This window comes from Streptomyces sp. CB02400 (assembly GCF_001905725.1).
GTDB classification, from domain to species: Bacteria; Actinomycetota; Actinomycetes; order Streptomycetales; family Streptomycetaceae; genus Streptomyces; species Streptomyces atrovirens.
Genome location: NZ_LIWB01000001.1, coordinates 1,058,881 through 1,073,451 on the forward strand (window position 1 = coordinate 1,058,881; position 14,571 = coordinate 1,073,451).

The following is a 14,571-nucleotide window of genomic DNA, read 5'->3' on the forward strand; positions in this document are numbered from 1 at the left end:
TAGCGTATCGTATTGTCTCCGGGGTGGACGCGGGCGAAGGGGGGTCAGGTCTCGGCGACCGGCTGAGGGCGGAACTCCGGGCAGCGCAGGGCGTACAGGGCGGTCTGGAGGCGGTTGCGGGTGCCCAGTTTGGCGTAGATGCGGCTGAGGTAGTTGCGTACGGTCTTGGGGGTGATGCCCAGTCGGGCGGCGATGTGGTGGGTCTCCTGGTCGTCCGCGACCAGGAAGAGGATCTCCCGTTCGCGCCGGGTGAGCAGGTCGAGGGGTGAGGCGTTGCGGCTCAGTCCGCCGGAGACGAGTTCGAGGACCTGTCCGGCGGCCGCGGCGGACAGGGCGGCGCCTTCGCGGTGCACGGTGAGCAGGGTGTCGCGCAGTTCCTGGGCGTCGATGTCGCGCGAGAGGTAGGCGTTGGCGCCGGCCACGAAGGCCTCGCGCATGTGGATCGGCTGCTGGCTGGACGCCAGGACGATGATGCGGACGTGCCGCGAGTCCTGGCGGATCGCCCGTGCGGTGTCCATTCCTCCGTTCCCGCCCGCTCCCAGGCCCATCACGACGAGGTGCGGATGATGTCGTCGCAGTTGGCGCAGCGTGGTGGCCTCGTCGTGTGTGACAGCCACCACCGAGAATTCATGGAAACTCTGCAGTAGATTCCGGAAACCTTCGGCGACCAGCCGTTCGGTGTCCATGAGTAAGATCCGAATCGATGGCATCGGCGACCCTCCGTCGTATTCACGATCGTGTAGAGAGTGCGCGGGTGCATCGAGATGCCCCCGTTGTCGGCCTGTCCTCCGTTGTCGGAAAAGTGGCCCACTGTCGGCCGATGGTACACGACTGCTCGTACTATTTTCGGACAAGGTCAGGAAGTTGATGCGCGCGTAACGCGTGCTTATCGCGGGCGAGACTCTCCATTTTTGTCGTTTTCTGCACGCCGGTAATTGAACATCTGACTTCTTTCCTTTGCGCGACGGGCGTGATTCGGCCGCCGCGGAGGGCGGACGGCGGCTGCCGGTGGCAGGGGAAAACAATTTCCCCGCCGCGTGCGACGGCCCGTGCGGGACTGTCCGCCGAAGAGCCACCGGTCCGCTCGCGAGGACGCACCGCGGCCCCCTTCCGTTCCCGGACGGGGAGGAAGGGGGCCGCGGTGCGGGTACCGGGCGGCTCAGGGGGCCGTGGCGGTGGCGGGCGTCCGGTCCCGGCCGGAGTCGCCGTCGGCCTCGCCCTCGTCGAGCCCGACGTCCTTCGTCTCCTTGCCGAGCAGCAACGCGACCAGCGTCAGCAGCGCCATCGAGGAGAGGTAGACGCCGACCAGCCACGGCGAGCCGTCGCCGGCCTCCCACAGGGCGACCGCTATGAACGGGGCGACGGCCGCGCCGAGGATCGAGCTGACGTTGTAGGAGATCCCGGAGCCCGTGTACCGCACGCTCGTCGGGAAGAGCTCCGGCAGCAGCGCGCCCATCGGGCCGAACGTCATGCCCATCAGCGTGAAGCCGAGCACCAGCCACAGCACCACGCCCAGCGTGCCGAGGCCGATCAGCGGTACCCACACCAGGCCGAAGACCAGGATTCCGGCGGTGACCAGGATCAGGGTGGAGCGCCGGCCGTACTTGTCCGCGAGCGGACCGGAGACCAGGGTGAACACGGCGAAGAACAGCACCCCGAAGATCATCATCAGGACGAAGGTGGTGTAGTCGTACCCCAGGCCGGGCACGGCGGCATCCTCCGGCGTACGGCCGTAGCTCAGCGAGAACGTGGTCATCAGGTAGAAGAGCACGTACGTTGCCAGCATGAAGAAGGTGCCGAGGACCAACTGCTTCCAGTGGCTGCGGAAGACGGTGGCCAGCGGCAGCTTCCGCACCAGCCCGGCCTCGCGGGTCCTGGAGAAGACCGGCGCCTCGACCAGGCGCATCCGCACCCACAGGCCGATCGCGACCATCACCGCGGAGAACAGGAACGGCACGCGCCAGCCCCAGCTCAGGAAGGCGTCCGAGGGCTGGGACGGGTCGGCACCCGCCGTGGACGGCAGCAGCGCGCCGATGATCAGGAAGAGCCCGTTGCCGATGATGAAGCCGAGCGGGGCGCCCAGCTGCGGGAACGTGCCGTAGAGGGCGCGCTTGTGCTTCGGGGCGTTCTCGGTGGCGACCAGGGCCGCGCCGCTCCACTCGCCGCCGAGCGCGAAGCCCTGCGCGAGCCGCATCAGCACCAGCAGCGCGGTGGCGACCCAGCCGGCCTGCGCATAGGTGGGCAGCACGCCGATGAGGAAGGTGGCGATGCCCATGGTGAGGAGCGAGGCCACCAGCGTGCCCTTGCGGCCGAGCCGGTCACCGAGGTGTCCGAAGACCACGGCGCCGATCGGGCGGGCGACCATCGCGGCGCCGAACACCGCGAAGGACGACAGCAGCGCCGTGGTCGGGTCGCTGCTCGGGAAGAAGAGCGAGGGGAAGACCAGGACGGCGGCGGTCGCGTAGATGTAGAAGTCGTAGAACTCGATCGTCGTGCCGATGAGGCTCGCGATGAGGACCCGGGACCGAGAGTTGACGGGGGCCGGGCCGGTGGTTGGTGCGGGCATTTCGCGGTCTTTCCGGGGAGGAACGGTCACCGGCGGCGTACGCCGGCGGCCCACACCGTGCCACGCGTCCACCTCGCGGGAGGCCGCGCAAACAGTGTGGGCCATGCAACGATCTCAGACATCTCACTGGCCAGAAACGTCGTACCAACATGTGAGACGCGAATATTGTGTGGCCCGGTCCTCCCCGCCCTCCCTACACTCACCGGGCAGACGCCGCCCGTCCTCGGGCCGCGCATCCATGACCGGTGAGGGGAGACGGGCCGTGCGTGACCACGCCACCGCTGTCGCTCCCCGTTCCCGGTCCCGTCGGTCCGTGGTGATCCTGGTGTCTTCGGCCGTCCGGTGCCCGCTGCGCGGCCGGCACCGGATGCCCGTGACGCACGTCTGATCTTCGACGCCCCGTCCGACAGGGGCGTCCGACGCCGTGCGCCGGGGAAATCGCGCTGCCCTTCTCCGGAACATCCGAAAGGCCACGGGCCATGCGCACCAACCCCCTCGCCACCGTCCGCAACCTGGGCATCCTCGCCCATGTCGACGCCGGCAAGACCACCGTCACCGAGCGGATCCTGTTCGCCACCGGCACCACGCACAAGCGCGGTGAGGTGCACGACGGCACCACCGTCACCGACTTCGACCCGCAGGAACGCGACCGGGGCATCACCATCTTCGCCGCCGCCGTCAGCTGCGCCTGGGACGGTCACCGGATCAACCTCATCGACACCCCGGGCCACGTCGACTTCGCCGACGAGGTGGAGCGCTCGCTGCGCGTCCTCGACGGCGCGGTCGCCGTGTTCGACGCGGTCGCCGGTGTGGAGCCGCAGAGCGAGTCGGTGTGGCGGCAGGCGGACCGGCACGGTGTGCCGCGGATCGCGTTCGTCAACAAGATGGACCGGGCCGGCGCCGACCTGGACACCGCCGTCGCCTCCATCCGGGAGCGGCTGCACCCCGCACCCCTGGCGGTGCAGTTGCCCATCGGCGCGGAGGACACCTTCACCGGGGTCGTCGACCTGCTGCACATGCGTGCCCTGACCTGGACCGACGAGGGCCAGGCCCGCGATGCGGCACCGGTGCCTGACGAACTGCGCGAGGAGGCGCGCAGACGGCGCCGGCTGCTGGAGGAGGCCGTCGCCGAGCTGCATCCGGGCGCGCTGGAGGAGTTCTGCGACACCGGCGCGCTCGGCACCGGCACGCTCACCGGAGCCCTGCGGGACCTGACCCGCGGCGGTGACGCCGTCGTCGTCCTGTGCGGCTCCGCCTACCGCAACCGCGGCGTCGAACCACTGCTGGACGCCGTACTCGCCTACCTGCCGTCGCCCCTCGACGTGCCGCCGATACGCGGTACGCACGAGGGGGACGGCACCGGACAGCGGCGGGCCGCCGACCCGGCGGCACCGCTGGCCGCCCTCGCGTTCAAGGTGAACGCCACCGCCACCGGGCGGCTGACCTACCTGCGGGTGTACTCGGGAACGATCGAGAAGGGAGACACGGTGTGGGACGCCACCGCGCGGCGCTCCGAGCGCATCGGGCGCATCCTGCGCGTACAGGCCGACCGGCACGCCCAGTTGGACCGGGCGGTCGCCGGGGACATCGTCGCCGTGGTCGGGCTCAAGTCCGCCCGCGCCGGCTCCACGCTGTGCGCGCCGGACGCCCCGCTCGTCCTGGAGCCTCCGGGGGTCGCCGAGCCGGTCGTCTCCGTGGCCGTCGAGGCGCTGAAGGGCACGGACACCGGACGTCTGGCGTCGGCACTCGCACGGCTCGCCGAGGAGGATCCCTCGCTGGTCGTGCGCACCGACCCGGAGACCGGTCAGACGGTGCTCTCCGGCATGGGCGAACTGCACCTGGAGGTCGCGGTGGAGAAGATCCGGCGTGATCAGGGACTGGGCGTCAACGTCGGCCGCCCCCGGGTCAGTTACCGGGAGACCGTCGGCCGGGGTGTGTCCGGGTTCGTGTACCGGCACGTCAAACAGGACGGCGGGGCGGGCCAGTTCGCCCACGTGGTCCTCGACGTCGAACCGCTGGACTCCCCGGAGTCCGGCTTCGAGTTCCGCTCGGCGGTCGTCGGCGGGCGGGTGCCGCAGGAGTACGTCCGTGCCGTCGAGGCGGGCTGCCGGGACGCCCTGGCCGAGGGGCCGCTGGGCGGCCACCCGGTGACCGGGCTCCGTGTCACGCTCACCGACGGGTCGACCCATGTGAAGGACTCGTCGGACACCGCGTTCCGCACCGCGGGCCGGTTCGGAGTGCGGGACGCGCTGCGGGCCTGCGCGATGGTGCTCCTTGAGCCGGTCGTCGAGGTCACGGTCACCGTGCCCGAGGAGGCGGTGGGCGGGGTGCTCGGCGATCTGGCCGCGCGTCGCGGCCGGGTGACCGGATCGGTCACCCGGGCCGGCGCGACGGTCGTCACCGCCACCGTGCCGCTGGCCGAACTGTTCGGCTACGCGACCCGGTTGCGCAGCCGCACCCAGGGCCGCGGCACCTTCACCACCCGGCCCACGGGTTACGCTCCCGCGCCGGTCCCCGCATCCACGCGGTAACGCGTGAACGGCGGCCCCTCCCGCAACTCAGCCGGGAGGGGCCGCCACCGCCGCCGTACGAGCACACCCGGACCGCCGGCGTTCGGTCATGGGCGTGCCCCCGGCGCCGGGATCAGGGGTACGACACCACCGTGGACGGCACCGTGTCGGTGCCCGAGGTCGGTGCGCCGGTGTCGTTGATGACGCACTCGTACTGGCCGTTGCCGCTCAGCGACACCACCAGCAGATCGTGGAAGCGCACGCCGGGACAGTCCGGGGCGGCGAAGCCGTGGTGCTGGACGATGCCGGGGTTCACGTTGTAGTAGCAGTAGCTGCCCATGCCCCAGCCCTCGTGGGTGGTGACGTGGTCGCCGACCTTGTAGGCCGCGTAGCCCTTGAGCGGGCCGTTCTGGATGGCGGCCTGGTCGGGTGCGTCGTACGCCTTCTCGTTCTGGAAGAAGATCGTGCGGCCGCGTTCACCGTTCCACTGGACGTCGTACTTGTTGAAGTGCTCGACGAACAGGCCGGTGGCGAGGACGTCGTGGCCGTTGACGACGACGCCGTAGTCGCAGCGGTTGGTCTCCCAGCCGACGCCCTCACCGTGGTCGGCGCGCCAGACCCAGGTGTGGTCGACGATGGTGTGCCGGGCGTTGATCACCATGCTGGTGGTCGCCCTGCCGGGGCCGGCCCCGCCGATCCGGATGAAGACGTCCTGCACGGTGATCGGGTCGGTGGAGTGGTTCCGGGAGGCGCCCTTCGGGCCGACCTCCAGCAGGACGGGCGAGTCGACGGGCCCGGCGTCGATCAGGAAGGCCGCCAGGCGTACGCCGTCGACGTCGGCGACCTTCAGGGCGGTGACGCCGTGGTCGGGGATCAGGGTGGCGTAGCCGAGGCCCAGGACGACCGTGCCGGGGCGGTTCACCCGGACCGGCCGGTCGACGTGGTAGATGCCCGGTGTGAGCAGCAGGTCGAGGCCCTGGTCGAGCGCCTGGTTGAGAGTGGCCGCCGAGTCGCCCGGCTTGGCGACGTAGAAGCGGTTCAGCGGCAGGGAGGTGCCGCGCGGGGTGCCGTTGCCCCAGGTGACACCGCGTGCGTCGGTCCGCAGCGCGGGCAGGAAGACGCGGTACTGGTCGCCGTCGAGGTACAGGAAGGGCTTCTCGCGGGAGCGGGGTGTCCTGTCGAGCGTGGTGTACGGCGGGTCCGGGAAGCTCTGCGCGGGGGCGCCCTCGACGCCCGAGAACACCATGTTCCAGACGGCGTTGGTCCAGCCGCCGACCGAGCTGTCGCGGGTGTACCACTGCTGCTGCGAGTACGGGCCGACCGTGCCGTCGATACGGCTGTCCGCGATGTAGCCGCCGCTCGCCCAACCGTAGCCGGACGGCGCGAGGTCGATCCCGCCGCGTACGTGCATCCGGCGGAACGGCGCGGCCTGCGCGACCGCCCACCGGTTGGTGCCGTTGGCCGGGACGAGCGCCAGGTTCTCCGCCGAACGCCAGAAGTTCTGCGTGGCGTTGCCGCCGAACCAGCCGGCGTCGACCGTCACGTCACCGTTGATGGTGGTGTCGTCGGGGGAGAGGCCGAGCCCGGAGATCGAGGTGTAGAAACCGATTTGGGCATTGAGCCCGTTGTACGTGCCCGGTTTGAAAAGCAGTTGGTAGCGGCCGGTGCCGAACTGCGCCGACTCCTGCCGGGCGAACACCTCGTCGAGCCTGGCCTGGATGCCCGGCGTGGACGGGTCGAAGACGATCACGTTGGGGCCGAGGTCGCCGCCGCCCTTCAGCCGGCGCGGTTTCCGGCGTCTCGCCGCGGGCGCGGCGGAGGCCACCGAGGGCAGTCCGGCCAGGACCGGAGCGGCGGCTGCGGCGCCGAGCACGGTGCGGCGGCCGATGGCCGGTGGCCGGGAGGACGACGGGGAGTCGGGCGTCATGGGGCGGCTCTCCTGGTTCAGGAAGTGAACGGCGTGGGGTGCTGGGAGCGCTCTCTCGCCGCTGAATGGTTCATCCCCGGAACAGATGAGTCAAGGGGTGCGGCGAGAGTTGGGTGAGTCCGTCGAAACCCTTGACGTTCTGCCTTGAGAGGGTTTAACTCACGTCCTAAATTAAGCCGTGAGGCGCTGCCTTCGTGTGGAGGCCGCCGCCTTCGTGCAAGGGCATCGCCCCCTGCACCCCGGAAAGGGACATCAGGAGCCATGCGCAGTATCCGAGCCGCGGCCACAGGCGCCGTCATCCTGTCTCTCGCACTCGCCGCCTCGGCCTGCGGAGGCGGATCGAGCACGGGCGGCGGGTCCAACGACTCGCCGAAGGAACTGACTTACTGGGCCTCCAACCAGGGCGCCAGCATCGAGATCGACAAGAAGGTCCTCCAGCCCGAACTCGACAAGTTCGAGAAGGAGACCGGCATCAAGGTGAAGCTGGAGGTGGTTCCCTGGTCCGACCTGCTCAACCGGATCCTCACCGCCACCACCTCCGGCCAGGGCCCGGACGTGCTGAACATCGGCAACACCTGGTCCGCCTCCCTCCAGGCCACCGGCGCCCTGCTGCCCTGGGACGCGAAGAACTTCGACAAGATCGGCGGCAAGGACCGCTTCGTCGACTCCGCGCTCGGCTCCACCGGCGTCGAGGGCCAGGACCCGGCCGCGGTCCCGCTGTACTCGATGGCGTACGCGCTCTACTACAACAAGCAGATGTTCGCCGACGCCGGCATCGACGGCCCGCCGGCCACCTGGGACGAGCTGATCGCCGCCGGCAAGAAGCTGTCCAAGGACGGCAAGTGGGGGATCGGCGCGGAGGGTTCGAACCCCTCCGAGAACATCCACCACGCCTTCGTCTTCGCCAAGCAGCACGGCGCCGACTTCTTCACCGCCGACGGCAAGGCCGACTTCACAGGCGACGGCGCGGTCACCGCGGTCAAGCAGTACGTCGACCTCATGGCCAAGGACAAGATCATCGCCCCGGGCAACGCCGAGTACGCCCAGAACCAGTCGGTCAGCGACTTCGCCAAGGGCAGGACGGGCATGCTGCTGTGGCAGTCCGCCTCCGCCAACCTCAAGTCCCAGGGCATGAGCGAGGACGCCTACGGCATCGCCCCCGTGCCGGTGCAGTCCGGCACCCCCGGCCCCGGCCGGCAGGTCAACTCGATGGTCGCCGGCATCAACCTCGCCGTCTTCAAGAACACCGACAACCTCGACGGCGCCACCGAGTTCGTGAAGTTCATGACCAGCGACGCCGAGCAGAAGGTCCTCAACACGGCGTACGGCTCCATCCCGCCGGTGAAGGCCGCCCAGGAGGACGCCGCCTTCAACTCCCCGGCCAACGCCGTACTGAAGGACACCCTCGCCAAGAGCGCCGTCGCCCTGCCGCAGGTCTCCAACGAGTCCCAGTTCGAGACCGCCGTCGGTACGGCCATCAAGGAACTGTTCGCCGACGCCGCAGGCGGACGCGAGGTGACCACCGACTCGGTGAAGGCCGCGCTCACCAAGGCGCAGCAGCAGATGCCCAAGAAGTGAGTTCCGACACCGCCATGACTGCCACTGCCCCCGCAGCGGAGGCCACCGTGCGGAAGAGCTCCCCCGGTGCGGCGCGCGGCCCCCGCCGCCGCCCCGGGCGGATCCGCCGCATCGGACTGCCCTATCTGCTCCTCCTGCCCGCCCTGCTCCTCGAACTCCTCGTCCACCTGGTGCCGATGGTCATCGGCATCGTGATGAGCTTCAAGGAACTCACCCAGTTCTACATCCGCGACTGGGGCACCGCCCCCTGGGCCGGCTTCGACAACTACTCGGTGTCGGTGGACTTCGACGCCCCCGTCGGCAAGGCCCTGCTCGACTCGTTCCTCGTCACCATCGCCTTCACCCTGCTGTCCGTCGGCCTGTGCTGGCTGATCGGCACGGCGGCGGCCGTTTTCATGCAGGACACCTTCCGCGGACGGGGCCTGCTGCGCGCCCTGTTCCTGGTCCCGTACGCCCTGCCGGTCTACGCGGCCGTCATCACCTGGGTGTTCATGTTCCAGCACGACAACGGCCTGGTGAACCACGTCCTGCACGACCAGCTCGGCATCACCGACAAGCCGTCGTTCTGGCTGATCGGCGACAACAGCTTCATCGCGCTGCTGACCGTCTCGGTGTGGAAGGGCTGGCCGTTCGCCTTCCTCATCGTGATGGCCGGCCTGCAGAACATCCCGCGCGAGCTGTACGAGGCCGCCTCCCTCGACGGCGCCGGAATGCTCCAGCAGGTCCGCCGCATCACCCTGCCGTCGCTGCGCCCGGTCAACCAGGTCCTGGTCCTGGTGCTGTTCCTGTGGACGTTCAACGACTTCAACACCCCGTACGTCATGTTCGGCAAGACCGCTCCCGAGGCCGCGGACCTCATCTCGGTCCACATCTACCAGGCGTCCTTCGTCACCTGGGACTTCGGCACCGGCTCCGCGATGTCGGTCCTGCTCCTGCTCTTCCTGCTCGCCGTCACGGGCGTCTACCTCGCACTCACCTCGCGCGGACGGAGGACCGCCTCATGAGCCTGCCCCGGTCCCCGATGGCCCCGCCCCGCTCCTTCCTGTGGTCCCGGCGGGTCTTCCTGACCCTGCTCACCGGCTTCGTGCTGGTCCCGGTCTACGTGATGATCTCCAGCTCGCTGAAGCCGCTCGCCGACGTCACCGGCACGTTCCGCTGGCTGCCCACCGAGCTGACGATCCGCCCGTACATCGACATCTGGTCCACGGTCCCGCTCGGCCGCTACTTCGTGAACTCGCTGATCGTGGCGGGTGCGGCGACCGTCTGCTCGGTGGTGATCGCGGTGTTCTCCGCGTACGCCGTCAGCCGTTACGACTTCCGCGGCAAGCGCGTCTTCACGGTGACCGTGCTGTCGACGCAGATGTTCCCCGGCATCCTCTTCCTCCTCCCCCTCTTCCTCATCTACGTCAACATCGGCAACGCCACCGGCATCGCCCTGTTCGGCTCGCGCGGCGGTCTGATCCTGACGTATCTGACCTTCTCGCTCCCGTTCTCCATCTGGATGCTGATCGGCTACTTCGACTCGGTCCCGCGCGACCTGGACGAGGCGGCGATGGTGGACGGCTGCGGCCCGCTCGGCGCGCTCTTCCGCGTCGTCGTCCCGGCGGCCGTCCCCGGCATCGTCGCGGTCGCCGTCTACGCCTTCATGACCGCCTGGGGCGAAGTCCTCTTCGCGTCCGTGATGACGAACGACACCACCCGCACCCTCGCCGTCGGCCTCCAGGGCTACTCCACCCTCAACGACGTGTACTGGAACCAGATCATGGCCGCCTCGCTCGTGGTGAGCGTGCCCGTGGTCGCCGGCTTCCTGCTGCTGCAGCGCTACCTCGTCGCCGGCCTGACGGCGGGAGCCGTCAAGTGACCGGCTCTCCCGATCCTGAAAGGACTTCCGTGACCATCGACTACGCCGCCCTCCCCGACGACTTCCTGTGGGGCACGGCCACCTCGGCGTACCAGATCGAGGGGGCCGTGGCGGAGGACGGCCGTTCCCCGTCGATCTGGGACACCTTCTCGCACACCCCCGGCACGATCGCGGGCGGTGACCACGGCGACGTCGCCTGCGACCACTACCACCGCTGGCGCGAGGACATCGGCCTGATGCGCCGCCTCGGCACCAACGCCTACCGGCTGTCCATCGCCTGGCCGCGCGTCGTGCCGGGCGGCGACGGCCCGGTGAACGAGAAGGGCCTGGCCTTCTACGACCGGCTGGTCGACGGCCTGCTCGAGGCCGGCATCACCCCGTCGGTCACCCTCTACCACTGGGACCTGCCGCAGATCCTCCAGGACCGCGGCGGCTGGCCCGAGCGCGACACCGCCGAGCACTTCGCCGCGTACGCCTCCGTCGTCGCCGAACGCCTCGGTGACCGCGTGAGCCACTGGGCGACCCTCAACGAGCCCCTGTGCTCGGCCTGGATCGGCCACCTCGAGGGCAAGATGGCCCCGGGCTGGACGGACCTGACGGCAGCGGTCCGCGCCTCCTACCACCTCCTGCTCGGCCACGGCCTGGCCGCCCGCGCGATCCGCGCCGCGTCCCCGGACGCCCAGGTCGGCATCGTCAACAACCTCTCCACGATCCACGCCGCGAGCGACAGCCCCGAGGACCGGGCAGCCGCCGTCCGCATGGACGGCCACACCAACCGTTGGTGGCTGGACCCCGTGCACGGCCGCGGCTTCCCGGAGGACATGCGCGAGGTCTACGGTGTCGAACTCCCGGAGAAGCGGGGCGACCTGGAGACCATCGCGGCCCCGCTCGACTGGCTCGGCCTGAACTACTACTTCCCGCAGGTGGTGGCCGCCGACCCGGACGGCCCCGCCCCCCACGCCGCGTTCGTGCGCCGGGACGGCGTACCGCGCACCGGCATGGACTGGGAGATCGACGCGAGCGGCATCGAGGCACTGCTGCTGCGCCTGACCGACGAGTACGGCGCCCGCAAGCTCTACGTCACCGAGAACGGCTCCGCCTTCCCCGACGTCGTCCGCCCCGACGGCACCATCGACGACCCGGAGCGCCAGGACTACCTGACCCGGCACCTGGCCGCCTGCGCCGACGCGGCCCGCAAGGGCGCCCCGCTGGCCGGCTACTTCGCCTGGTCGCTGCTGGACAACTTCGAGTGGGCGTACGGCTACGACAAGCGCTTCGGCCTCGTCCACGTCGACTACGACACCCAGGTCCGCACCATCAAGGGCACCGGTCACCGGTACGCGGACATCATCCGTGGCCACGCCGACCTCGCACGGCGGGCGGCCTGACGCACCCACGTCACCGGTGAGCGCGGACGGGCCGTCGAAGACCCGGAAGGGGATCCGACGGCCCGTGCCCGTCATGCCGCCGCGAGCCGGTCGGCGTGAAGCGGCATCGGATCCGGTGCACGGTGTGCAGGGTCCTGGCGTAGGTGCCCGTGCCGTCCAGCGGCGAGGCGCCGCCGAGGTCGGCCATGGCGGGCCCGTCGACGGTCCTGCGGCCGGAGAGGGAACGGCGCTGGCCGGCCGCGTCCTCGCCGAGGTGGATGCCGACGTGGTCGGCCGTGGCCGTCTGCTGGTCGTCGCCGGAATCGGCGTGGAACAGCACCAGGTCACCGGGCTGGAGCAGTGTGGCGGCGGGCGGAGCGGTGCCGTCGGTCCGGTCGACGCGCACACCGGGTGCGCAGTCCGCCATGTCCCGGGACTTGCGGGGCAGCCGCTGCCGCTTCTCGTCGGCGCCGCTCCGATGGTCGCCGCGGCCCCGGGCGGCCGGAAGCGCTGAGACTCCCGCGGCCTCGCCGTTCTTCCGGCGTGTGGAGCGCCGCTCGAACCAGTGCTGTGACCGGGAGGGTTCGCCGGGCCGGTGGAGCAGCACGGGAAGTCCGGGCCGTTCGGTAGTGTGTTCGTGCGGGGAAGGGCTGAACGGCTGCTGTCGACGGGCAACGGCGACCACAGTCGTGACGCGTTCCATGACCACGGACGTCGGTACGCCCTTCGGTCCCCGGGCCCGGGGGACGGCTCACGAGACGGCTGGAGGGACACCGATGACGACCGCTCATGCTTTGTCCGGGGCGGGGAGCAGTCCGCCGCCGGAGGATGACACGGTCATCGACGTACGGGACCTGCGGATGCGCTACCGCGACCAAGAAGTGCTGAAGGGCGTGGACTTCACGGCCCGGCGGGGCGAAGTCCTCGTGCTGCTCGGTCCGAACGGTGCGGGCAAGACGACCACGATCGAGGTCCTGGAAGGTTTCCGGATGCGATCGGCCGGTGACGTGAGCGTCCTCGGCGCCGATCCGGCGCGCGGGGACGAACGGTGGCGTGCGCGCCTGGGCATCGTGCTGCAGTCCTGGCGCGACCACGGCAAGTGGCGGGTGCGGGAACTGCTGGCCCACCTCGGCTCGTACTACGCGCCCTACTCCACCGCCCTCGTCCGGCGGCCGTGGGACACCGACGAGCTCATCGCCGCGGTGGGGCTGACGGGGCAGGCGGACAAGAGGGTCGGCACCCTGTCGGGTGGCCAGCGCAGGCGTCTCGACGTGGCCGTCGGCATCGTGGGCAAGCCCGAAACCCTGTTCCTGGACGAGCCGACCGCCGGTCTGGACCCGGAGGCCAGGAACGAGTTCCACGGCCTGGTACGCGGGCTCGCGGACGAAAGGACCACCGTTCTGCTGACCACGCACGACCTCGCCGAGGCGGAGAAGCTCGCCGACCGGATCCTCATCCTGGCCGGTGGCCGGATCGTGGCCGACGGCTCGGCCGAGGAGCTGTCCCGGCAGGTGTCGGGGGAGGCCACCGTGCGCTGGACCCGGGACGGGCGGCCCTTCGAGCAGGCGACGACCGAACCCACCCGGTTCGTCCGCCGGCTGTTCGAGGAACACGGCGAGACGATCGGCGGTCTCGAGGTGCGCCGGGCGAGCCTGGAGGACACCTACCTGACGATGGTGCGGGAACTGGAGACGGGAAGCGGCCCCGGCGAGCGGGCGGCACGTGCTTTCGGGGAGGAACCGCGATGAGTCCGGTGTGGTACGCGGTGAGGCTGGGAGCGCGGCGCGGCCGGACGGAACTCCGGCAGACCTTCACCTCGGGCCAGGACGTGTTCGGGTACGTACTCTGGACGATTCTGCTCATTGTGCCGCTGTTCCTGGTCAGGGACGAGCAGTTGAAGGGCGCGGGCATCTCGGCCGGCGCGTTCATGCTGCCGAGCATGGTCGGCATGACGCTCGCGTTCACCGGGATGATGACCACGGCGCAACTGCTCGCGACCGAGCGCGAGGACGGCACGTTGCTGCGGGCCAAGGCCGTGCCCCACGGCATGGTCGGTCACCTGGTCGGCAAGGTCGTCATGGTGTCGGGCACGGCTCTCGTCTCCATGGCACTGCCTTTCGCCGTAGGTGTGTTCCTGGTCGACAGGGTCGCCCGGCAGGGTGGCGGAGCATTGCTGACGCTGGTGTGGGTGGTGCCGCTGGGCCTCCTGGCGACCCTGCCGATGGGCGCCGTCATCGGCTCGCTCGTCGACAGCCCGCGCACCGTCGGCCTGCTGATGCTTCCGGTGATGGGGCTGATCGTGATCTCCGGGATCTACTTCCCGTTGTCGAAGCTGCCCGAGTGGCTGCAGATCGTGGGGCAGGTCTTCCCCGTGTACTGGCTCGGCCTCGGTCTGCGGGCCGCACTGCTGCCGGCCGGGGCGGTCGCCGCCGAGATCGGCGAATCCTGGCGTTACCTGGAGACAGCGGGTGTGCTGGGCGTCTGGGCGGTCGCCGGGCTGCTCCTCGCACCGTCCGTCCTGCGCAGGATGGCACGCCGGGAGTCCGGGGCCACGATGGCGGAACGGCACCGGAAGGCGATGCAGCGGGTCGGTTGACGTCGTGCCGGGAACGTCTGTCCGGCTCCCGGTCGGAGGCGAGGACGGTGACCGGCCCCCGCTGCCGCAGGGCGACGGCGGCCAGGGCGGCGTAGAGGGCGTACTCGTGCCCGTGGAGACCGGCTTCCTCGATGAGATGGACGGCCTTCTCGGTGTGGGGCCGGTT

General features: G+C 70.2%; 11 protein-coding genes. 7 read left to right on the forward strand and 4 right to left on the reverse strand.

Annotated features, from left to right (window positions below):
* Window positions 1-44: 44 nt before the first annotated feature.
* Window positions 45-710: a response regulator transcription factor gene (locus AMK33_RS04570; RefSeq protein WP_073931347.1), complete on the reverse strand. Its 666-nt coding sequence runs from the start codon at window positions 708-710 to the stop codon at window positions 45-47.
* 449 nt (window positions 711-1,159) lie between these two features.
* Window positions 1,160-2,566: an MFS transporter gene (locus AMK33_RS04575; RefSeq protein ID WP_073931348.1), complete on the reverse strand. Its 1,407-nt coding sequence runs from the start codon at window positions 2,564-2,566 to the stop codon at window positions 1,160-1,162.
* A gap of 479 nt (window positions 2,567-3,045) precedes the next feature.
* Here AMK33_RS04575 and fusA point away from each other — a divergent pair, with 479 nt between their 5' ends.
* Window positions 3,046-5,097: an elongation factor G gene (fusA, locus tag AMK33_RS04580; RefSeq protein WP_073931349.1), complete on the forward strand. Its 2,052-nt coding sequence runs from the start codon at window positions 3,046-3,048 to the stop codon at window positions 5,095-5,097.
* 112 nt (window positions 5,098-5,209) lie between these two features.
* Here the strand turns inward: fusA and AMK33_RS04585 are convergent, their stop codons facing one another.
* The gene (locus AMK33_RS04585; RefSeq protein ID WP_073931350.1) at window positions 5,210-7,003 is read right to left on the reverse strand and encodes a coagulation factor 5/8 type domain-containing protein; all 1,794 of its coding nucleotides are present in this window, start codon (window positions 7,001-7,003) and stop codon (window positions 5,210-5,212) included.
* Between the two features lie 261 nt (window positions 7,004-7,264).
* Between AMK33_RS04585 and AMK33_RS04590 the strand changes: the two genes are divergently transcribed.
* Genes AMK33_RS04590 through AMK33_RS04605 form a run of 4 tightly spaced genes read left to right on the forward strand, consistent with a single transcriptional unit; the run spans window position 7,265 to window position 11,830 of the window.
* Window positions 7,265-8,581 carry an ABC transporter substrate-binding protein gene (locus AMK33_RS04590; protein ID WP_073931351.1) on the forward strand — a complete coding sequence of 439 codons (1,317 nt, stop codon included), beginning with the start codon at window positions 7,265-7,267 and terminating at the stop codon, window positions 8,579-8,581.
* Window positions 8,582-8,595: 14 nt separating this feature from the next.
* The gene (locus tag AMK33_RS04595; protein ID WP_073931352.1) at window positions 8,596-9,585 is read left to right on the forward strand and encodes a carbohydrate ABC transporter permease; all 990 of its coding nucleotides are present in this window, start codon (window positions 8,596-8,598) and stop codon (window positions 9,583-9,585) included.
* A 17-nt stretch (window positions 9,586-9,602) separates the two neighbouring features.
* Window positions 9,603-10,442, forward strand: a complete 840-nt coding sequence (locus AMK33_RS04600) for a carbohydrate ABC transporter permease (RefSeq protein WP_073931532.1) — start codon at window positions 9,603-9,605, stop codon at window positions 10,440-10,442.
* Window positions 10,439-11,830, forward strand: coding sequence for a GH1 family beta-glucosidase (locus AMK33_RS04605; RefSeq protein WP_073931353.1), 1,392 nt, complete (start codon window positions 10,439-10,441; stop codon window positions 11,828-11,830). Before AMK33_RS04600 ends, AMK33_RS04605 begins: the two co-directional genes overlap by 4 nt.
* 10 nt (window positions 11,831-11,840) lie before the next feature.
* Here AMK33_RS04605 and AMK33_RS43640 read toward each other — a convergent pair whose 3' ends face one another.
* On the reverse strand, window positions 11,841-12,416 hold the full coding sequence (locus tag AMK33_RS43640; protein WP_235617961.1) for a hypothetical protein: 576 nt from the start codon (window positions 12,414-12,416) through the stop codon (window positions 11,841-11,843).
* 169 nt (window positions 12,417-12,585) lie between these two features.
* Here AMK33_RS43640 and AMK33_RS04615 point away from each other — a divergent pair, with 169 nt between their 5' ends.
* Together AMK33_RS04615 and AMK33_RS04620 are read left to right on the forward strand one after the other, a co-directional pair.
* The gene (locus tag AMK33_RS04615; RefSeq protein WP_073931354.1) at window positions 12,586-13,557 is read left to right on the forward strand and encodes an ABC transporter ATP-binding protein; all 972 of its coding nucleotides are present in this window, start codon (window positions 12,586-12,588) and stop codon (window positions 13,555-13,557) included.
* Complete coding sequence (locus AMK33_RS04620) at window positions 13,554-14,405, forward strand: ABC transporter permease (RefSeq protein ID WP_073931355.1); 852 nt, start codon at window positions 13,554-13,556, stop codon at window positions 14,403-14,405. Before AMK33_RS04615 ends, AMK33_RS04620 begins: the two co-directional genes overlap by 4 nt.
* Window positions 14,406-14,571 lie beyond the last annotated feature (166 nt).